General features: G+C 37.8%; 19 protein-coding genes and 1 pseudogene. 4 read left to right on the top strand and 16 right to left on the bottom strand.

The window, feature by feature from the left end:
* The first annotated feature begins 85 nt into the window (after positions 1 to 85).
* Positions 86 to 838: a type I methionyl aminopeptidase gene (gene map, locus ACE1OF_RS02835; protein WP_448892616.1), complete on the top strand. Its 753-nt coding sequence runs from the start codon at positions 86 to 88 to the stop codon at positions 836 to 838.
* A 72-nt stretch (positions 839 to 910) separates the two neighbouring features.
* Here the strand turns inward: map and ACE1OF_RS02840 are convergent, their stop codons facing one another.
* The 10 genes and pseudogenes from ACE1OF_RS02840 to ACE1OF_RS02885 all read right to left on the bottom strand — a co-directional run bounded on the left by ACE1OF_RS02840 (position 911) and on the right by ACE1OF_RS02885 (position 6886).
* A complete protein-coding gene (locus ACE1OF_RS02840; RefSeq protein WP_448892618.1) occupies positions 911 to 1318 on the bottom strand; it encodes a GFA family protein in 408 nt (135 codons plus the stop codon).
* A 174-nt stretch (positions 1319 to 1492) separates the two neighbouring features.
* Positions 1493 to 2323, bottom strand: a complete 831-nt coding sequence (locus ACE1OF_RS02845) for a class I SAM-dependent methyltransferase (protein WP_448892620.1) — start codon at positions 2321 to 2323, stop codon at positions 1493 to 1495.
* An 89-nt stretch (positions 2324 to 2412) separates the two neighbouring features.
* Positions 2413 to 2850, bottom strand: a complete 438-nt coding sequence (locus ACE1OF_RS02850; protein WP_448892622.1) for a hypothetical protein — start codon at positions 2848 to 2850, stop codon at positions 2413 to 2415.
* Between the two features lie 142 nt (positions 2851 to 2992).
* The gene (locus tag ACE1OF_RS02855) at positions 2993 to 3211 is read right to left on the bottom strand and encodes a DUF6500 family protein (RefSeq protein ID WP_448892624.1); all 219 of its coding nucleotides are present in this window, start codon (positions 3209 to 3211) and stop codon (positions 2993 to 2995) included.
* A gap of 54 nt (positions 3212 to 3265) precedes the next feature.
* On the bottom strand, positions 3266 to 3505 hold the full coding sequence (locus tag ACE1OF_RS02860; protein WP_448892626.1) for a hypothetical protein: 240 nt from the start codon (positions 3503 to 3505) through the stop codon (positions 3266 to 3268).
* On the bottom strand, positions 3471 to 4397 hold the full coding sequence (locus tag ACE1OF_RS02865; protein WP_448892628.1) for a hypothetical protein: 927 nt from the start codon (positions 4395 to 4397) through the stop codon (positions 3471 to 3473). Before ACE1OF_RS02865 ends, ACE1OF_RS02860 begins: the two co-directional genes overlap by 35 nt.
* Before the next feature lie 251 nt (positions 4398 to 4648).
* Entirely contained in the window at positions 4649 to 5014 is a 366-nt protein-coding gene (locus tag ACE1OF_RS02870; RefSeq protein WP_448892630.1) for a cupin domain-containing protein, read from the bottom strand.
* Between the two features lie 224 nt (positions 5015 to 5238).
* A pseudogene (locus tag ACE1OF_RS02875) lies at positions 5239 to 5402 on the bottom strand (transposase); the annotation flags it as partial.
* Between the two features lie 269 nt (positions 5403 to 5671).
* The gene (ssb, locus tag ACE1OF_RS02880; RefSeq protein WP_448892632.1) at positions 5672 to 6358 is read right to left on the bottom strand and encodes a single-stranded DNA-binding protein; all 687 of its coding nucleotides are present in this window, start codon (positions 6356 to 6358) and stop codon (positions 5672 to 5674) included.
* A 132-nt stretch (positions 6359 to 6490) separates the two neighbouring features.
* On the bottom strand, positions 6491 to 6886 hold the full coding sequence (locus ACE1OF_RS02885) for an acyl-CoA thioesterase (RefSeq protein ID WP_448892634.1): 396 nt from the start codon (positions 6884 to 6886) through the stop codon (positions 6491 to 6493).
* 361 nt (positions 6887 to 7247) lie between these two features.
* Here ACE1OF_RS02885 and ACE1OF_RS02890 point away from each other — a divergent pair, with 361 nt between their 5' ends.
* A complete protein-coding gene (locus tag ACE1OF_RS02890) occupies positions 7248 to 8894 on the top strand; it encodes a hypothetical protein (protein WP_448892636.1) in 1647 nt (548 codons plus the stop codon).
* 52 nt (positions 8895 to 8946) lie between these two features.
* Here the strand turns inward: ACE1OF_RS02890 and pssA are convergent, their stop codons facing one another.
* Positions 8947 to 10275: a CDP-diacylglycerol--serine O-phosphatidyltransferase gene (pssA, locus tag ACE1OF_RS02895; protein WP_448892638.1), complete on the bottom strand. Its 1329-nt coding sequence runs from the start codon at positions 10273 to 10275 to the stop codon at positions 8947 to 8949.
* A gap of 159 nt (positions 10276 to 10434) precedes the next feature.
* Positions 10435 to 12501, bottom strand: a complete 2067-nt coding sequence (locus ACE1OF_RS02900; RefSeq protein WP_448892640.1) for an oxidoreductase — start codon at positions 12499 to 12501, stop codon at positions 10435 to 10437.
* Positions 12502 to 12713: 212 nt separating this feature from the next.
* On the opposite strand from ACE1OF_RS02900, the gene ACE1OF_RS02905 reads away from it, so the two are divergent.
* Entirely contained in the window at positions 12714 to 13211 is a 498-nt protein-coding gene (locus ACE1OF_RS02905) for a hypothetical protein (protein WP_448892642.1), read from the top strand.
* 37 nt (positions 13212 to 13248) lie between these two features.
* Here ACE1OF_RS02905 and ACE1OF_RS02910 read toward each other — a convergent pair whose 3' ends face one another.
* Positions 13249 to 13461, bottom strand: coding sequence for a hypothetical protein (locus tag ACE1OF_RS02910; protein WP_448892644.1), 213 nt, complete (start codon positions 13459 to 13461; stop codon positions 13249 to 13251).
* Positions 13462 to 13574: 113 nt separating this feature from the next.
* Here ACE1OF_RS02910 and ACE1OF_RS02915 point away from each other — a divergent pair, with 113 nt between their 5' ends.
* Positions 13575 to 14420, top strand: coding sequence for a LysR family transcriptional regulator (locus tag ACE1OF_RS02915; RefSeq protein WP_448892645.1), 846 nt, complete (start codon positions 13575 to 13577; stop codon positions 14418 to 14420).
* A gap of 132 nt (positions 14421 to 14552) precedes the next feature.
* Here ACE1OF_RS02915 and ACE1OF_RS02920 read toward each other — a convergent pair whose 3' ends face one another.
* The 3 genes from ACE1OF_RS02920 to ACE1OF_RS02930 all read right to left on the bottom strand — a co-directional run bounded on the left by ACE1OF_RS02920 (position 14553) and on the right by ACE1OF_RS02930 (position 21469).
* The gene (locus ACE1OF_RS02920; protein WP_448892646.1) at positions 14553 to 17120 is read right to left on the bottom strand and encodes a glycoside hydrolase family 3 protein; all 2568 of its coding nucleotides are present in this window, start codon (positions 17118 to 17120) and stop codon (positions 14553 to 14555) included.
* A gap of 13 nt (positions 17121 to 17133) precedes the next feature.
* The gene (locus ACE1OF_RS02925; protein ID WP_448892647.1) at positions 17134 to 18402 is read right to left on the bottom strand and encodes a sugar MFS transporter; all 1269 of its coding nucleotides are present in this window, start codon (positions 18400 to 18402) and stop codon (positions 17134 to 17136) included.
* Positions 18403 to 18487: 85 nt separating this feature from the next.
* Positions 18488 to 21469 (bottom strand): TonB-dependent receptor, encoded by a 2982-nt coding sequence (locus ACE1OF_RS02930; protein ID WP_448892648.1) that lies wholly within the window; start codon positions 21467 to 21469, stop codon positions 18488 to 18490.
* Positions 21470 to 21520: the final 51 nt, after the last annotated feature.

The raw sequence follows: 21520 nt of genomic DNA on the forward strand, positions 1-21520 counted from the left end.
CGGCAAAATCATTAAGAGCACAAAAGTGATCATTTACAAGTGATACTAGTGATCAAAGCTTAATGAGAATAAGCGATCAAAGTTAATGCAATTGGGTGATCAAAGCTGGAGAGAATATGCAAGTGTTTTTAAAATGCTAGACGATTTTGTCTCAGCAGGTGTTTCAACAATGGAAATTAACGACCAAGTTGAGAATTATATTGTCAACAACCTAAAGGCTAGACCCGCAAGTAAAGGGCAATATGGTTATCAATACGTTCTAAATTCGTCAATTAACGAAGTTGTTTGCCATGGTATGCCTTCCGTTGGTAAAAAACTAAGAAATAAAGATATTATTAATATAGATATAACGTTAGAGCAAAATGGGTACATTGCTGATAGTAGTAAAATGTATATGATTGGTGACGTTCTACCAATCGCTAAGAAATTAGTTGACGTTACTTATCAAGCTATGTGGAAAGGCATAGCAAATGTAAAGCCGGGTAATACAACGGGTGATATTGGTCACGCTATTCAAACCCACGCTGAAATGCATGGTTTTAGCGTTGTTCGTGATTATTGTGGCCATGGCATAGGGCGGGATATGCACGAAGCCCCTCAAATACTTCATGTTGGAAAACCTAACACAGGCATTACCCTGCAAGAAGGTATGATATTTACCATTGAGCCAATGATCAATCAAGGTACATACAAAACTAAGCAGAAAAAAGACGGTTGGACTGTTATTACAAAAGATAAAAAACTATCAGCACAATGGGAACACACTATTCTTGTTACTCAATCGGGTTTTGAAGTACTTACATTACGCAATGAAGAATCAGTACTGAAAAATGTCTAACAAACTCGTATATTTTTATTTATAAATTATAAGGGCATATCTTTAGTAAAATTATGTTTTACTAACAACAGTTTACTTTGGCAACTCATCAAAGCTAGGTACACAGGTTATATTTTTAGACCAACTAGCCGTATTAGCAACAAAAATTTTCGCAGTAGGCGAAATGGGTACTGCGCTATCCATACTACCCGCTGGCACAACTACACAATTGATACTCTCAGAAAATACAGGAAGAGCTGATCCACAATTTTGACAAAAGCTTTTTGTATGTAATGAATTAGGATGCTGATAAATTTTCACGTTACTTTCACCCTGCAACCAAGTTAACAAGCCACCTTTTGCAAACAAGTTGGCCGCATGTGATGAGCCTGAATCTTTTTGACAGCGAGTACAGTGACACAAAAAGAACGATTGAAATTCTCCTGATAGCTCAAACTTAACTTTGCCGCAGAGGCATGAACCAAAATATTGATTTATCACAAAAATTCCTTATGTTTGATTACATAGACACTATAACTAAAAAAAATAGCTTTTAACAAATTCAATATTTAACATTACAACTACAAATAAATCTCTTTTGAAGAGCAATCATACAGCCTCAATGCCCCGCATCAGCGGCTTGGTGACCTAGCTGCATGCACTTATTATATTCATTCATACTTTTTGGATAATAATTTCAATCGGAGCAATTAATCCATTAGCTATATTCTTAACCATATTCTTAATTTTGTTGGAAGTGCCTTCTTGCATCAGAGTATGAAGACCCAGAGGGGACGAACCTTCATTAGCCTCTGTTTTTGCACCTAACTGTTTAAAGAGTGCCAGCGAAAAATCACGGCGATTGTTCTCCTTGGTGATTTCAAACCCAGCATCGCTTATCGCTTGTTTATATTGAGCGGGAGTAGATAGTTTGCTGGTACTGCTTTCGGTCGCCCATGGAACTGGGTAAATCAACGCACCATCATTTTGTCGCATAACATCATAAACACCGAAGGTAGACCCAGGCTTTAGCACTCGAAATATTTCAGCAAATAACGACTCTTTATCATCAATATTCATGCCTACGTGAAGCATATAACCGCCATCAAAAGAACTATCTTGAAAAGGCATCAACAACGCACTCCCCTGCTCAAGTGTTATATATTCATCAAGATTTAACCAGCTACAAAGCACCTTCCCTGTCTCAATATACTCAGGTGTTAGGTCGATACCAGTAACGCGGTTTTTGTATCTAGATGCGAGATATCTAGCGGCACCACCTAAACCACAACCAACATCTAATATATCACCCTGTTCAGAAAAGTTAAGCTGTTCAAATAGATGGTCTGTTGCCAATCGTCCTCCGATATGAAACTCATCGACTGGCGCAAGATCCTCAATTGTCACACTATCAGTTGTTTTTCCAAGAGCCAGAAGTGCTGCTTCAATAGCTTCAAGCAAACTGCCATGTAAATAGTGGGCTGACACGGATTTATCATACGACATAAAAACTCCAGATTTACTAATTATGAAATATAGCAAGGCTGTAGAAAAAGCCAACTGTTATTTATTCTGCTTTAACAACTTACGCCATTTTATAAATTTTGCCATATAGCAATTAGCCCCATCAAGTGGAATACACCAATGACTAAACAAATAACTGAACTCCAAACCCAAAACGTCAGACTATTTTGTTTTACTTGAGGGTGATCAGATATAAATGGAGCAATTATTCCACCTAGACCACGAATTAAATAGATAGATGTAATTGCTGATAAAGCAGCTTTTAGAAATGGCATACGTGGAAAAACACCGGCACCAGACCAAGCATAGAAAGCCCATAAAAATAACACTGTAGCTATAGAAAGTGTAATAACCGTTGGTTTTAAAGAGCCCTTTTCAGCCATCAAGGCCATTGAATCTCCTGCACCAAAAAATCGATACCAACGTGGCCCGCCAATGACCACACAAATATGTAGGAAAGCTGCCAAAAAACTAAATGAGCCAGCGATGATAAGTAGATCAATATTCATGGAAAATACTCAAGTATTTCATTCACATAATGGCTCCACACGAGGCTAACCTACATATTGTGGGTTAACTGAGTTAGTGTTACCTCACCCGAGCCAATAGATTGTTTTACAAAAAATAATACAAACTATCACTGAATTACATTTAAACACCAGATATGACCATATCTTTGATTTTCAATGCTTTTTCGAAGTGATCCAGTTTGTGGGTTTCTATCCACCACTGAGCAGCCTCCATAAGAACCTCTGGCTGATCATTTTTATTTTTGAAGAATGCATAAAAGGAAAGGCCGACGCCTTCACCTTTCTGAGCTATTTTGCAATCGCATACTTCTACAATTTTCTTTCTAAGTTCTTTTCGCAAAATAGTATTCCTACACTAGATTGGGCACGCATCTGAATACCCTTGATCGAGTTATCAATTTAATGCAGCTGGTAAAGCGATGCGTCTTAAAAATACTGGCGATAAAGTGAGTGGAACACCGTAAAATGGTGTCCAAGCCAGCAGTACATTCCATACAGCAAACTCACTGTTTTTACTCAGTATTTTGGGAGCATCCGCCAATCGCCGCCGTGTTCGTAATGAACTTAATAAGGGTAAAAACAGCCCATCAGCCGAATAATTATTTAGTGGCCAAGGCTTTGCTAAAACCCACATATGCATTTTCAAATTGCTCAAAGTTTGTTAGAGAAAAACCCACTTGACTCAATTTATCATCCGTTTGCCCATAGTGAGTTGTTCGAACGTTTAATACATCACCACACTTACTCCAACGCGCATAGCGGCCAATATTTTTTTCGTGGGCATCAATATATTTTTTAAAATCAACCGCTGTAAAAGGACCATTGAGTGAAATTTTGGCACCACCATTGCCAATTGCAAACTTTAAAACCGTAGTACTAATATGGGCGCAGCTTTGATCCTGCAAACGTCTTGTTCCTGTCGCGCCTAGAACAGTTGCCGCTTCAAAACTTTGAACGGATTTACTATTTGGCTGAAACACCATAGTTTTAAACATAGATGTTACCGCATATTCACGTATAGAACCAAACTTCGCCTGTAGTTTTTTCGCCAAAGACATAAAGAAAAACTCTGATCCCTCAACATTTCTGCGCCGACTTGAGCTCCCTGCACGTTGAGAGCTCCAAATGTGATATACAATCAAATTTTCATCTTGATGAATGGCTGCCTTGTCTTTTGGATAAACATAAAATTGTGTGTTGTACGGTTTAGTCATGACTTTTGCGTCCTGCGCACCAGCGGGAGGCTCAACTACGAATGTAAAATAATTTTCGCGCGATGACCTTATAAGATCATCTACTGTTTTTTTAACTTTACCTGTTCCGCGCGCAGATGATTTAACCCTGCCGCCCTGTGCCGCAACAATTTCTTTAACTTGCGCCAAACTCATGCCGGGCTTAATCCCCATAAAGTTTGCTTGTTTTACCAGATCATTCTCAATATTACGCACTGCGTTGGCGCTTAATGGCGCAAAAGTACAGATAAATAATAGCAATAGCCCTATCACGTTCTTAGAAAAATTTGCCATATGATATCCCTCCTCATTTTTATTGCTCACATAATAAAAACCATGGTCATAAATATCAATGACAAACACAACCTTTTTTCAAATACATGAATAAGGGTTTTGTGGATTTAGTAACGCACGAAAAGCGCAACACCTGAAAATGCTAAGAAGCGTTGAGAATCACTAATAAATGCTTTGTTATAAGTCAATATCACTTAAACTGAGCAAACTGTTAGCAGTCCCGTTTTAAATTCGTGTTTATTAGCCGTACATTACACCCACACGTCATTTTGAGCTGTAAGAACACTATTAGAATCGCCGGTATTAACAACACCTTTTGGCTCAACAATCATAATCTTACACTCACTATGAGCTATAGGTTTGTGCTCTACACTTTTAGGAATTACAAACATTTCACCTGAATCTAGACTAACAACACCATCACGGAATTCAATTTTAAGCGTGCCTTCAATAACAATGAAAACCTCATCTGTATCAGGGTGTTCGTGCCAAATAAACTCACCTTCAACTTTTACTAACTTAAATTGATAATCATTCATTTCTGCAACAACACGAGGCGACCAGTGTTCAGTAAATTTTGAGAACTTATCTTTCAAGTTTATAGCATCAAACTTCATTTTGACTCCATAGATTCGTGTACCGCTAACGAGCCTGTAGAATTACTCGTTTTTATATTGTTTTTTAATGGAATTACTTTAACGGGATTATTTTCTCTTAACAATCAAAAATCTTTATTTTTTTGCCAAATTTAGTTTTTACTTTATTGTGATATGAACTATTGCTGATTGAAGCGATAGCTTAGCATTAAAGTTATTTAATTGAGTAGATGTTGGGCATTTAGCCCTAATGTACTGTCTATTCTAACCTTCATTCTTCAATGTAGTTTAGCTGTTTACGTAATTTATCCTGTTTAAATTGAACTTGTCGTCCTGTTTTTATTGGCAATTTACGCATGCATTGCTGTTGTAGTAGTCATATCTTACAATCTTTTAAGTAACCACAAAAATTGTATGTATTGTTGATTTTAACTTATAGTTTCTGATGTAAGCTTCTGACATGCATCTCCTAATTTGAATATTAAGGTAGGATCAAAATTAAATTCCCCTTTCTCATATACATAACGCCACTCTTCAAACACATTATTAATTATTTTGTTACACCCAAATGTAGTATATATCTAATAGAAATCAACATTAATTTTCTATTAGAATTAAAAAAGCCGTAAAAAATACGGCTTATGAAATTAAAATCTACATTATTTATTTTGATTCTGGTTAGAAGGGGATGTCATCATCAAAATCAATTGATGGCTCTTGTGGGTTTACTTTAGGTGCCTGTTGTTGTGCTGGCTGAGAGAATCCACCTTGTTGTTGATTTTGCTGTGCATAACCACCTTGTTGAGGGGCTTGCTGTTGTGGTGCTTGTGCATAACCACTTTGTTGAGGTGGTTTATTGTAAGCCTGCTGTGGTACTGATTGCTGCCCTTGTGGTGCATAACCACCTTGTTGGGGAGCTTGTTGTTGAGGCGCTTGTTGTTGAAAACCAGTATTTTGTGTATGGCCTTGCTGTTGTGTTTGCTGATTTTGCGGCGCAAATCCACCTTGTTGACCAGCCCCTTTGCTGTCTAACATTTGCATTACACCATTAAAACCTTGTAATACAATTTCTGTAGTGTATTGGTCTTGCCCTTGTGGGTTAGTCCATTTACGTGTTTGTAGAGAACCTTCAAGATAAACTTTTGAGCCTTTCTTTAAGTATTCGCCAGCAATTTCAGCTAACTTACCAAACATCACTACACGGTGCCATTCAGTTTTTTCTTTTTGTTCGCCCGTTTGTTTATCTTTCCATGTATCTGACGTTGCTACAGTTATATTTGCTACTGCTCCGCCATTTGGCATAAAACGTACTTCAGGATCTTTACCTAAGTTACCTACAATAATTACTTTGTTTACACCAGCCATGAAAAATCCTATTGCCTATTAATTGTGTACCTCTAAAACAAAAACAGTACACTTAATGCGCATTTATTCTAGAGGTTAAAAAATTTAGTTAAGGGCGTAATTCTATAGTGAGAACAGATCAAATTCAAGCGGCTAACATTTATATAAATGTTTAGATAACTCAGACCGAATATCCTCAGATATTTTCTTAGAAGCCTGTGCTTGATAATCAAAATAAACCAGTGATGCTGTACCCGACACGCATTTTTCTCCGTGCTGCCATATCTCTTGATATACATCGAATGATGCACCACCAATTCGACTAATATAAGTACGCATTTCAACTTCTTGCCCGTAAAATAACTGTCCATGATAAGACACTTCAATTTTAGCAATAATAAGCTGCCAATTTTTTAAATCTAAATCTGGAATAAATAGTTTAAAAACAGGCTCTCTTCCGCCTTCAAACCAAACAGGAATTGTTGTGTTGTTGATATGACCAAGGGCATCTGTATCACTAAAACGGGGCATTAATTTTTCTGTAAACATAGTTTATAAATCTCTATTTTTATGTATATAAACTATAGTAACCTTAACTTATAGAAATATCAGCTTAGTTATTTAAAATAACCTAGGGTCTATGCACCATGATTGAAATTATTAAACACAATCAAAGAGGTTATTATTTATCATGCAGAAGCGTTTTTAAGTGATGTGATTTTTTTAATAAAAACAGCTAAAGATCAACAAAAAATAAAATAACTCCTCAATTAAAGACTATAGTTAAGGTATACTCAAATAGCTTTATAGTCTTTTCATTGGCTTACAACAGCAGTGTTTGCATAAGGGTGTTATCATTCCTATTAGTATTAATTGTATGCTCGTTAAATGTATTATAACGGCTCTCATAATGTTCATTTGTATAGGCGTTACAGTCGCTAAGGCATACGCACAAGATGTTCAAAACCAAAGTACTCCAACCGAACCAAATGGTTGTCTTCAAAAACAACCAAATATTATTTTTGAACCCTTAACTATTTTTGACGAAAGTGAAAAAGGCATTACTTTTCTACATCGTTGGGCAAATGCTATTCACATTAATACCAAACAGCTTACCCTTAAAAATGAATCTGCTTTTTTTCTCAATAAATGTTCAAAAACCTTTGCCGACATGGCTGAGTTAGAAAGACATTTACGTAGCAGAAGATATTTGCGTGATGCTCAAGTGAGTAGTGATCAAATGGTCAAAAATATCACAGTCAAAACTTGGGATAACTGGTCATTAATGCCAACCATTAATTATGGCCGCCAAGGTGGTGAAAGTTCTTACAGTTTAGGTGTTAAAGAGCGAAATTTGCTGGGATTAGGAATAGACGCAGAAATTGAAACCTATAAGAATTCACAACGTAAAGGGTACAAAGTTAAAACAACAATACCACTCTTTAATCAAAAAAACATCGATTTAAAACTACGCTTTGCCGATAATGATGACGGAACTCATCAGTCTTTATTTTTACAAAAACACTTTGCTAGTTTTTATACTGATAATGCTTATTTGGTAGGGTTTGATAAAGGCACACGAAACGACACTATTTATCAAAACAACCATAAGTTAGCAATATTTGCTCATGATATTAGTTATACAAATGCAGAATATGCTTGGTTAAACTTCAATAATAGCGCTTCTCTCCTTCGATATAGTGTTGGTATAACACAAGATCTTCACGAATTTTCTTCTTTAAACAATATTCAAGATAATGAGTATTCTTTCTTATTACCGCAAAACCGTGACTTTATTTATCCCTGGGTAGGATTTGAGTACATAGAAAAAGATTTTAGAAAACTGACTAATATTCATTTAATTACTCAGATAGAAGATTTTAACCATGGTTGGCAGTTTAACTCTCGGCTTGGGGTTAGTGACGGTAATAGAGAAAACAGTGCGTGGGTTTTATTACAAACTGAAGTGAGTAAAGGGTTTGAAATTCATACCAATGCCTTAGTATTGCTGAACATTGCATTGAATAGTGATATTTATGATCAAAGCGAGCATCACTTTCTACTCAATATGAATACAGAATACTTTTACAATATTAGCTCTGATTGGAGTTTCTACTTAAATAACATTAATGTAATCAGTAAAAATCAATATCTTGATAACCCCGTGACTATGGGTGGTGATTCTGGCCTAAGAGGCTTTCCGCTGCAATATCAACACGGTAAGCACAGTACCAAGTTTACTGCTGAAATTCGCTATTATCCTCATTTAAATATTTTGAAATTATTTGATGTTGCTGGTGCTGCTTTTTTTGATACCGCACGAACTTTTGGTAAGCTTGATATGCCACTAACAGCCAATCAAGTAAGCGCGACCTCCACAATGAACGAAAATATTGAAACAGGTTGGTTATATTCTGTCGGCATGGGAATAAGGTTGTATTCTCCCCATGCTGGAGGAAATAATCATGTTGTTCATATCGATTTTGCCTTTCCGCAAAGTGATAATCCTGATATTGATAATTTTGAAATAAGACTAGAAGCTAAACAGTCATTTTAATAGCGCTTTGCCAAATAAGCGTCATTCAACATTGTTTATTGCGACTGTGCCATTATAGAAAACGTTTTAAAATTCTGTCTATTTGAGAAAAACGTATTTTATTTAATAACTTCTTCGGCTTTATCGGGTAATCATTCAGTGTCTCAATTTCACTAAAGTGATTTATTTTCTTCGTGTGTTCCATAATACCATTAATTTCAGACGTTACTTTGGTCATTAACCCGTGTGAAGCGTCATCAAGCAATAAACCATTTTCTAAATCTAACGCCCAAGCCCGTGGGTTTAAATTACTGCCAGTTAGTAAATGATAACGTTCGTCACTAATAATACCTTTTAAATGAAAACTATTATCTTCATGCTGCCACAGGTGTATGTTCAGCAAACCTTTATCGACAAAGTTTTGATAGCGTTTTACAAATCGCTTCAATAACACTTCATAAATATAAGGCACAATACCAATGGTACTAAAAGCGGTTTCGTCAGCAATATAAAAATCATTGGCCGTTTTATCACCAACAATCAAAGTAATATTGACACCTCGTTTCATTGCATTAATCACATCTTTTGCCAACACTGGCGGTAAATTAAAATAAGGTGTAAAAATAGTTAAATTTTGCTTAGCTTTTTTTATGGTTTGACGTATCACCTTATTTAAATGGTTTTTTCGTCGTCCAAAGCCAATTAATGGCGTAATTATTATAGGGTTGGTAATTACATTTGAATGTGTATTGCTGCTCACTGAGCACAGTGGGTAAGTTGATTTTTTTAATAAAACTTTTAATGCTAAAATGTTTTGTTTTTGCTGTACAGGGCTTGGTAAATCATGTTCATTAAGTAACGGAGCCAAACCTGAATCAACAAAGATTTTTCGTAAATATTGGCAAAAGCGGTTGGTTAATGCTGCGCTATCAATTTGATAATATCTATCTAAACGATAGCGCCTGCCTTCATGCATATATACGTCATTAATACTGGCGCCCGTATAAAAAAGATCATCATCAAAAACCATCCCTTTTAAATGTAGTACACCAAATAACTCTTTGCGTTTAACAGCAATACCATAAATTGGTATTTTTTGGCCATATTGCTGCGCTAAGTCAAGATATAAGGCTCTATTACCTAAACTTGCTTTTTCACCAATCAGGCCTCGTTGGGCTCGATGAAAATCAACAAAAATACTTACATCTAATGTAGGTGTAATTTCTTTTGCTTTATATAAAGCATGCAGTATTTCTCTACCTGCTTCATCGTCCTGCAAATACAATGCTGTTATATAAATGCGTTGGCGAGCATTAGCAATTAATGCTAATAATTGTTGTTTATACTGTTTAGCCTCAGAAAATATTTCAATATCAGTACTACTAATTACAAGATTTTTCATTTCAAACGTCAAAGGTAAAAGAACTTAACTAAAAATATATTTTCAGCAGTATACGTCAGTTATTAAGTATTCACCAAGGCAAAATATTGTCACTTATAACGTTTATTCTTAAAAATTGCTGTTTTTCTATAGATGTTTTTCATTCTTATTTACTTCTAATTAAATTACCATTGCCAATTCGGCGGCTTGTCTAATTGCACGTTTAGCATCAAGTTCAGCAGCCACATTTGCACCACCAATTAAATGCACCTTCATACCACCTTGCTCAAGTGCTTGCTGCAAATCTCGGTTAGGTTCTTGTCCAGCACAAATAATAACATTGTCTACTTCAAGTAATTGCTCTTTACCATTAACGTCTATCAATAATCCTGCATCAGTAATGGCTTTATAAGTTACGCCAGGCACCATTTTTACGCCATGTTTGACTAAATTTGCACGATGCACCCATCCAGACGTTTTGCCTAAACCTTTGCCCACTTTCGTTGTTTTACGTTGTAATAAAGTTATTTCTCGTTCTGGTGGTTGATGACCGTCAGCACTGTGTTCAAGTAATGCGCCTGAGCCTTGGTATGCTTTATCTACACCCCAATTTTTTAACCAAGCATTGAGATTTGTAGTCAACGATTCACCAGACTCAGCCAAGTAAGAAGCAACATCAAAACCAATACCACCAGCCCCAATAATAGCGACTTTTTTGCCAACTGACACTTTGTCACGTAATACTTGCAAATAACTCAACACCTTAGGATGTTCAAAACCTTTAATATCTAATTTTCTAGGTTTAATGCCAGTCGCTAACACAACATCGTCAAAACCTGCCGCTAATAGGCTTTCAGCACTTTGTTCACTATTTAAATGTACTGGAATTTTATGTAACGTCAGCTGCTTATTAAAGTAGCGTAAGGTTTCATAAAATTCTTCTTTGCCTGGTATTTGTTTAGCAACATTGAATTGACCGCCAATTTCACTTATTTTATCAAATAACTCGACTTGATGACCGCGCTCTTTAGCATACACACTAAAAGCAAGGCCCGCAGGTCCAGCGCCAATAACCGCTATTTTTTTAGCTTGCTTCGTTTGCTCGAAATTAAGTTCAGTTTCATAACACGCTCTTGGGTTTACTAAACAAGAAGCTCTTTTTTGTTGAAATACATGATCTAAGCAGGCTTGATTACAGCCAATACAGGTATTAATTTCATCTGACTTATTCGCCGCTGCTTTATTTACAAAATCGGCATCTGCCAAAAATGGTCGTGCCATTGACACCATATCAGCTTGTCCTGATGCCAATACTTCTTCTGCCACTTCGGGGGTATTAATACGGTTAGTGGTTACAAGCGGAATAGAGACTTCTTTTTTCATTCGCTCGGTAATCCAAGTAAAGGCAGCTCTTGGTACTGACGTTACTATGGTAGGCACACGTGCCTCATGCCAGCCAATACCCGTATTGATTAACGTAGCCCCAGCCCTTTCTACCGCTTTTGCCATCGTTACCACTTCATCCCAAGTGTTACCACCTTCGACTAAGTCCAACATGGATAATCGGAATATAATAATAAATTTTTCACCCACTTTAGCACGCACTGCTTTGATAGTTTCAATTGCTAAGCGCATACGGTTTTCAATACTGCCCCCCCAATTATCAGTACGTTGATTGGTACGAAGGCAAGCGAATTGATTAATTAAATACCCTTCACTCCCCATAATTTCAACACCATCATAACCAGCTTTAGCTGCTAAAGCGGAAGCATGGGCATAATCTTTTATCGTGCCTAAAATCTGTCTTTCTGACATGGCTTTTGGCGTAAAAGGAGTAATAGGTGACTTAACTTTACTGGGGGCAACACTAAATGGATGAAAAGCGTATCGACCCGTATGTAATAATTGTAAACAAATTTTAGTTGGGTATTTATGAACAGCAGCAGTCACTTCTTTGTGTTTATTTACATGCCAAAAATGACTTAACTCACTCCCAAAAGGGGCTATTCTGCCGCGTTTATTAGGACTAACACCACCTGTAACAATCAAACCAACACCACCTTTTGCTCGTTCTTCATAAAACGCAGCTAATTTGGTAAAACCACCCTTTTCTTCTTCAAGTCCAGTATGCATTGACCCCATTAATGTACGATTAGCCAATTGGGTAAAACCTAAATCTAAAGGCGCTAATAAATGCTCAAATGGCTTGTCTTCAGATGAAGTTTTCGTTGTGCTTAGTGTTGTCATAATAATTCCTATTGGTCTAACCAGGTACCTTAATATAGGTTAATTTACCTCTGTTTTTTTTAAAACACAAGTTAATTTTGACACCTGTCAGATTAAATGAAAAAATTACCAACAAATACTTAATACCTGTAGAATAGCTTATAATCTTATTTCATCTACACCTCTCAAAACGTACTCATCGGGTATTGGTAAAGCAACCATATAAAACATCAATGAAACAGCCAATTATTAAAAAACGTACCCTAACTACGTTAATTATTAACCAACTTGAACAAGCACTTGCACAAGCAATTAATGCTGCAAACGAAGCGCATGCAGCAGCAGTGGACGATCAAAGCATTGCAGAAACACAATATGACACACTAGCCATTGAAGCTAGCTACTTAGCGGAAGGGCAATCAAGGCGTGTGCAAGAATTGCAAACTGCCATCAGAAAGTATCAATCATTAAATTTAATAGATTTTGATGAAAACAAACCCATTGCATTAACAGCACTGGTTCAACTGTCAAATGACAAATCAAGTCAACATTGGTTTTTTATTGGTCCAGCAGCAGGCGGCTTACGTTGTGCAATATCAGGCCAGCAAGTTACTGTTATCACACCGCAATCTCCCATGGGAATGGCGTTAATAGGTAAATATCAAGAAGATGAGATAGATATCAAACTGGGCAATAAGCAATTAAATGATTACTTCTCACAGGTTATCTGAGAAAACGCTGTTAAACATCAGAGCAAAATAACCTCTCTTATACTTCAAGACATGAATCTTTAGCTCTGTGTTCAGCCGTTAACACTAATACATACGAAATTTTGAACGCTAACCCCGTTAACATAAGTGTGAAATGCCAAAACATTGTCCACTGAAGGCTCATATGTATATCTGAAACAAACAGAATGTAAATAGCTGACAGTAGTATACAAAATGTTAAAACCATTGCAGTAACACCTAATTTATACATAAATAAATCCCTGAATTAAAAACCTGATATTAGGATAATCAAACCCTGATTTTATGTATAATGAATAATAACTGCATTTAACTTCATTTATTTTGATATAAAGGTTTGTATCGATGGATATCGTTCTAGCGAAAACATTTTTAGAAATAATGAGCACAGGCACTTTTATGGAAGCGGCTCGCAAATTAAACATCACTCAAACAGCCGTAACGACAAGAGTAAAAAACTTAGAAAACCAACTAAATTGCAAATTATTCGTTCGCAACCGATCTGGTGCTCAACTGACACGTGAAGGCGAAGTGTTTTCAACCTACGCGCTAACACTTGTTCAAACATGGCAAAAAGCACAAGCCCAATTGAAATTTCCGATGAATTTAACTGAATCGATACACATTGGTGCTGACATCACGCTGTGGAATCCGATCATGGTTGAATGGTTAGAGCAAATTACCCAAGCACTACCTAATATAAATATTCATGTGGAAATCGATCATACCGAGGGGTTAGTTAAGCAATTGAAAGCCAATAAGCTCGATGCAGTTGTAGTGCATCAGCCAAATTATTTTTCTGGCTTGGTAGTGGAACAGGTGGTTGAAGAAAAACTCGTCCATGTTCGCTCAACCACATCCGCATCACCTTACTTACTTATCGATTGGGGCAGTGAATTTAAAAGCCAATTAGAGGCTGTGTTCCCTTTATCGCGTCAAGCAACACTGAGTTTTAACCTAGGGCCGTTAGCATTAAAATACATACTAAAAAAAGGTGGGAATGGTTACTTTAGAACGCGTGTAATAGAGCAACATATCAACTCAGGACAATTAGAAAGAGTAACAGGCTCACCTGAATTTGCTTATCCAATTTTTGTCATCTATCGTGCCGATAATAATAAAGAGATTTTACCCCGCATTATTACCTGCTTAAACCAGAGCTTTAATAATACAAGTTCATGGGAAATTTGATTGCACCATAAAAGGTAACTTAACCTGAGCTAGGTTTAATATAGCCATCAATTGATATATGAATAACCCGCTATTTATTAGTAGGTTATTCATGAGAGTAAAATCAGATTAACCACCTCCCAAGTACAATATCTAATTACACTGTATTGTTGCCGTATTAGCAGCATTGGTTGAAAAATAAATATCACTAATTGACAATGCCATATCACTAGTGGTTGTTAGAGAGAAAGCCGTTGTAAGTTTATCAAACTGAACACCTGCCTTATCAAAACAACTTAGCCCGACAGACAATTCATGCCATTCATCTTTGGGCAATGCTAAAAGTTGTTTAGTAATATCCACACTTGCCTGACAATGTTGCTGCTCTGCTGTTGTTTTACCACAAAACATAGACAACATAACCGCGGTAGCTATATCACTCTCTCTTTTAACTGTGAACACCAGCGCTGTCGAAATGATAGGTGTCATAGCAAGATCAGCAATTTGCCCATCAAGCGTTGAGAACTTAACTCCGCCTTCATTATCGCCCGTTAACTGAATTCGAAAAGCATCTTCTTGTACGTTTTTATCAACCGTGCGGTATGAAATCCCCGGCAATAATGCACTGTTTGACTCAATCCTGCTCACTTTTTCGCCCGATGTTAACAACAAGTACCATGGTTTTATTGCTTTGCCCGCAAAAATTCTCATATTCTTTTTGCTGCTTTTTACTAATTGATATTCTTCAGGTAAATCACTCGGTAAAGTACTTGCTTCACCATAATGCAAACCAAAACCATAGGGTAATAACGGCTGATAATCTTCATCAAAGCGATTAACTATTTGTGTCGGCGAATTAGGCCACGAGAAAGATAATTTTCCGATAAAGTCATGCTGCACTTGTTCATGAATATCCGTTAACAACACATCTGCAACTGCATTACCTTCAGAGCCAGGCAACCACGCGGCAACAAAAGCATCACTGGCATTCAGTTCTGCATTTACCCACAGTGGACGACCACTAATAAATAGTGACACCACGGGAATTCCTTGTGACTTTAAACGTTTTAATAAAGCTAAATCTGATTTATTCTCCGCTTGATAGGCTAAATTTTCTCTATCCCCCTGTCCTTCAGCATACGGCTCTTCACCAAAAACAACCACGGCAACATCTGGCTTTTCGGTAAATATTCCTTCTTCACTTAATGTGATTTTTCCACCAGCAGCCTTGACTTGCTGTGCAAGACCATCATAAATTGAACTTCCTCCCGGAAAATCACTGTTTTGATTATTCGTACCTTGCCACGTAATAGTCCACCCACCAGATTGCTTACCAATATTATTTGCCGCATCACCCGCAACGAGAATATTCATTTTGGGAGAAAGGGGCAATAATCCTTGATTATTTTTTAATAACACTAAGGATTCACGCACCGCTTGTCTTGCTATATCACGATGAGCTTCACTACCAATAAGCTCTGTTTTACCCGAAAATTGGCGTTTAGCTGGACTAGGTTTTTCAAAAAGTCCTGCTCTAAGTTTTACCCGTAATATACGGCTTACAGCATCATCAATACGTGCTTGTGAAATTTCACCTCTGTTGACTTGGGCAATGGTATTTTCATAAAGTGGTTTCCACGCATCGGTTGGCACCATAAATATATCTAAACCGGCATTCACTGATTGCGGACAGCTTTCATTACTACAACCTTTGACTTGTCCGTGACCATTCCAATCTCCAACTACAAAACCGTCAAAACCCATTTTTTCTTTCAAAACTGTGGTTAACAAATAGTGATTACCGTGAATTTTTTCCCCTTGCCAACTATTGAATGAGGCCATTACTGATTGCGCTCCTGCAGTTAAACCACCCAGATAACCTTGGGCATGAATATCAAACAAGGTTTGCTCATTCGCTATATTATTTCCTTGATCAACGCCACCTTCAGTACCGCCATCACCAATGAAGTGTTTCACCGTACTAATAACACGATCATTACCTAAAAAGTCCTTACCCACAGTACCTTGCAAACCATGAACAATGGCTGATGCATAGTTTTTTACAATGTCAGGATCTTCAGAATAGCCTTCGTAGGCTCTGCCCCAGCGATCATCCCTAACGGTTGCTACCGTTGGCGCAAAGACCCAATCGATACCTGTAACCATTACCTCTGTAGCGGTAACCTGTGCTATTTTTTCTAATAGTTCAGGATTATTCGCCGCGCCTAAACCAATATTGTGCGGAAACAAGGTAGCGCCAATAACATTATTGTGACCATGCACAGCATCTGTGCCCCACATTGTAGGAATAGTGCTACCATCGAGTGAATCATCTATAGACGCTTGATACATTTGTTCTGCTAAATTTATCCAGTCCTGTGGCGTTGCATGTTTGTTGTTATCAGGAAAAGCACCTCCACCATTTAAATAAGAGCCAAAGCCATATTTACGCATATCTTCTGGGGTTATATCTCTGATCTCTGGTTGGATCATTTGCGCAACTTTCTGCGCTAATGTCATCGTAGACAATATTTCAACAATTTTTGACTCAATTGCTGCATCTTGCCTTACCTCAACCTCAAGCTTAGGCCAAATGGTTTTATTAACTTCTACTTCATGTGTTGTTTCTTTATCAACCGAATTGCCCGCCTGGCTACAGCCAAAAATAAACATTGGGGAAAGCAGGATAAATAATGCTTTAGGGGTAAATTTACAATACATTTTTATGTCTCACTTACTGTGTTTTGTGTGTTGATTTGCTACCACTTACGCCATAAAACGCAATGTAAAGGTAACAAAGTAAAGGTAAAACGAAGGCCAATTGAATGCCTAAGTTATCCGCCAATACGCCTTGTAATAATGGTAAAATGGCACCACCAACAATGGCTAAACACAGAATACCTGCGCCTTGACTCGTGTGTTTACCTAAGCCATTTAACGCTAAACTAAAAATTGTAGGAAACATGATGGAGTTACATAGCCCTACCAACAAAAGTGCCCACATAGCTAAAGCGCCAGAGCTAAGCATAGCCAGGGCAATCAGCAATACCGCCAACAAGGCATTAAAACCAAGTACTTTACCAGCATCTAATTTTTGCATTACCGCCGCACCGATAAAACGTCCAGCCATTGCCCCTCCCCAATAATAGGTGAGGTACTTTGCTGCTTCAGTTTCGGCCAAACCGGCAATGTTAGTTTCGCCCAAGAAATTAACCAAAAAGCTACCTATTGACACTTCGGCACCAACGTATACAAAGATGCCAAGCGCGCCTAACACCAAATGACGATATTGCCATGCAGAGCCCATAACCTTTTCATCCTCGAATACAACTGCACTGTCTATTTTAGGGAGTTTTAGATACGAAAATATGGCCGCTAATAACAATAAAATAGCCGTTAAAAATAAGTACGGTATTTTAACTGAGTCAGCTGATGCGGCTGTTGTCATCGAGCTTGCCGCTTCACTAAGGATAAACAGCGCACCTAAATACGGTGCAACCGTTGTACCTAATGAGTTAAAGGCTTGTGTCATGGTTAACCGTGATGATGCCGACGCAGCAGGCCCCAATAAAGTAACATACGGATTAGCAGAAACTTGTAACACCGTAATACCGCTTGCTAACACAAAGAGTGCTGATAAAAACAAGTTGTAACTGTGGTATTCAGCAGAGGGATAAAACATAAGACATCCAATAGCGGCAATGACTAAGCCGAAAACGATACCTTTTTGATAACCTACTTTTTTAACTAAACGTCCCGCCGGTAATGACACGAGAAAATACGCGCCAAAAAAGCAAAATTGTACCAACATCGACTGAGTGTAACTCAAGTCGAAAATCGCTTTTAAATGCGGAATTAATATGTCATTTAAACAGGTAATGAACCCCCACATAAAAAACAAGGTGGTTAACGACACAAGAGCAAACTGATTAGTGCTATTTGCCTCATTTGAATCGTTAGTTTGGCTATTTTGCTGATCTACAATAAACGAAGTGCCTGCCATAAGGAGACCTCTCTTTCTTAAATTTGAAAAGTGGATTGAAAGCCGCATAACGCGGGAATTAATCCCGCGTTATGGTTCAATTAGCTTACTTAAAGCTATAGCGAACACCCAAGGTATATCTTGAACCATATTGACGAGCAAATAGGAATTGCTCTTCATAACGTCCATAACCTTGTTCTGTTTCGTTATTTAAGTTGAGGCCTTCGAAAAATACCGTGAAGTTTTCGTCTATATCATAGTTAACACTCATATCAACTTGACCAAACTCTTTAGCAAATTGTGGAGGCGCATCAGCAGAGCCTTGATCTTGGCCTACACCAATAAGGTACTCATCACGCCATGCGTAAGTTACTTTCACAGATAAATCATCTTTTTCATAGAACACTTGAAAGTTAGCCGAATCACCTAACCCTGTTAACGGCGTTTGCGGCTCTAAGTCTGCAACACTGTCAACTTTAGTGATATCATCTACATCAAACTCAACATCACCGTCAACAAAGGTTGCATTAGCACCAAAACCAAAACCACTGTCTCCAAAAAAGTGCTGCACCGCAACTTCAATACCATCAACCGTTTTGTTATCAGAGGTGTTAAATGGCTGAGTGATATTCCAAGTCATTAGCGGATCATCAGCATTAGGAGTAAGGTAACCTTGCGCATTTACGGTTGCGCCATTGGCTATCATTTGTAAGCGAATATCTTCACCCGTTGTCGGAAGTCCTGCGGCATTAAGGTCAGCAAGTGCTTGTGCATAACGAGGTCCTGCAGCGATGTCGCGTATACCTTCATATTGACTTGAAATACGACGCGTACTGATGAAGTTTTTAACATCTTTTCTAAAGTAACCTACTGAAGCATAACTACCTTCTGCGTAGTAATATTCTAAAGAAAGATCAAGGTTGGTAGATTCATAAGGATCTAGGTCAGTATCACCTTGTCCACCAGTACGTCCTTCCAAACCGGGGCTAGAACTTAAGGATAAACCACCGGCTAAATTGCCTAATGGTGCTCTAGAAATCGTTTTCCCCCAAGATGCACGAGCAACAATATCATCAGTCAAGTCAACTCTAATATCAAGCATCGGCAGAAGTACGTCATAATCCCCCTCTTCCGTGTAAAAGGTATTTTCACCTGAAGTATATTGGGTGTGCCACTCAGTATTTTTTAGCCACCAAACATCCGTTGGAACATCTTGTAAAACATTACTTTCCACTGCGGTTTCTTCATAACGTAAGCCAACGCTCATTTGTACAGGAAATTCAGCTAGTTCAAATTCAAATAAAGATGAAACATAAATACTGTTGGTATTTTCTTCTACTGAGCCTTGCCCTTTAACAGTTCCTTCGCGGTAAGGGTCTGTACTAAAATAATCATCGCCTAATAGATCACGATTTAAGAAGGCAGCAGAACGTGCAACGGCCTCATCAAAATCAAAACTATAGTAATATCCAGCACCTATGGGGTTGTCACCATTTGAAAATTCATCTAAAAAATCATCAGTAGTATTGTACTCAAACATACCATCTGGAAACGCTGCTGAATAATTTGGATTAAACAAGAAACCACCAATGAGGCCACTCCACGCATTTGAGCCGCTCATTGTTTGTTCAGTGCGAGCAAATCCAAATTTAACCGACATTAATGCTGAGTCATTAGGATTTTCCCATGAACCATCAATTTGTAATTGAGCAACTTCAGCTTTACCTGGACTGTGTATAAATTGACTAAAATGTGAGTCCATTTCACTTGGTGCCAGCGTTGTTGAACCATTATTCCAAAAGATTGTACCTTGTGGAATATCACCCGTTCTAAAATCATAATGTTTAGTCACTAACTGATCTGAACCAAAAACCAATGAACCAGTACCATTCATCCCCTTATCTTTACCATTGTCTATTTTGTTTTCTGAATTGTGGTAATCGACTGATAAGATTAAATCATCCGTCGCTTGCCATTCGATATTAAAACCTAGTGAGCTTTCGTTCGTTTCGGTTGTATCACGATTTGCAGTATAAGAGCCATCATTACCAGACATATCAGCGAATATAACCGTACCGTTTTCATCTAATTCATAAGCTTTAATACTGCCACCATAATCGTGCCATTGTCCCCAGCCAATAGCATTAGTGCCGGTAATAGATTCCCCCATGGTGTAATCGAGCGTTAATATTACACTTTCAATCGGTGCGTATTGAAACGTAATATTCGCGTTAGTTCTTTCACGTTCTACATTAGCAATACCGTAATTCATATCACGTGGAAAGAATGCGCCTGCTGCGGCATTGGCATCACGATTATCAATCACTTTATCAGCATCTAAGCTAGGAAGTTGCGCATCGGGCTGGTACTGCCAGCCTTGAATGTTTGCTGCTTGTTGTTGAAAATCACGTTGTTGATGAGAGAACGAGAATGCAACACCAAAGGTATCATCAGCAAAGGTGTTACTGTATAAACCTGAGAACTCAGGGGTAATATCATCCCCTTTTACATTTGATGAGTCATAGATGCCTTTAGCAGAGATCACCATTTTCTCGCCGGGGCTACTAAAAGGTTTCATGGTAACAATATTAACAGTCGCACCTAAACCACCACTTGGATTTTCTGCACGCGCTGTTTTGTTAACGATAAGCTCACTCACCCCATCAGAAGATAAATTCTCTAAACTGTATGAACGAGAGTTACCTGTTCCTGGCATTTGACGCCCATTTAACGTAATCAAGTTAAAGTCAGGACCAAAGCCTCGCACGGTAATTTCGCTACCTTCACCATTATTTCGACTCACGGTAACGCCGGTAATACGTTGTAATGACTCAGCTAAATTGGTGTCGGGAAATTTCCCCATATCTTCAGCTGATATAACATCGACAACACCAGAAGTATTCCTTTTTACCAACATTGAACGCGTTAAGCTGCTCATAATGCCAGTAACTTCAATAACTTCGACTTCTTTGTCTTTTGTTTCTGTTAAAGCAGCTTCTTCTGCCATTACATTAGTATTCAAACCAGCAATTAGTGCTGCTGATATATAAACGGCTAAGCGTTTTTTAGCAAATTTTGATTGTTTCATGGTTACCCTACTTTCTTAAAATTAGTGTTAAAAACTGCGGTACGTATTATT

The organism is Colwellia sp. E150_009 (assembly GCF_053543955.1).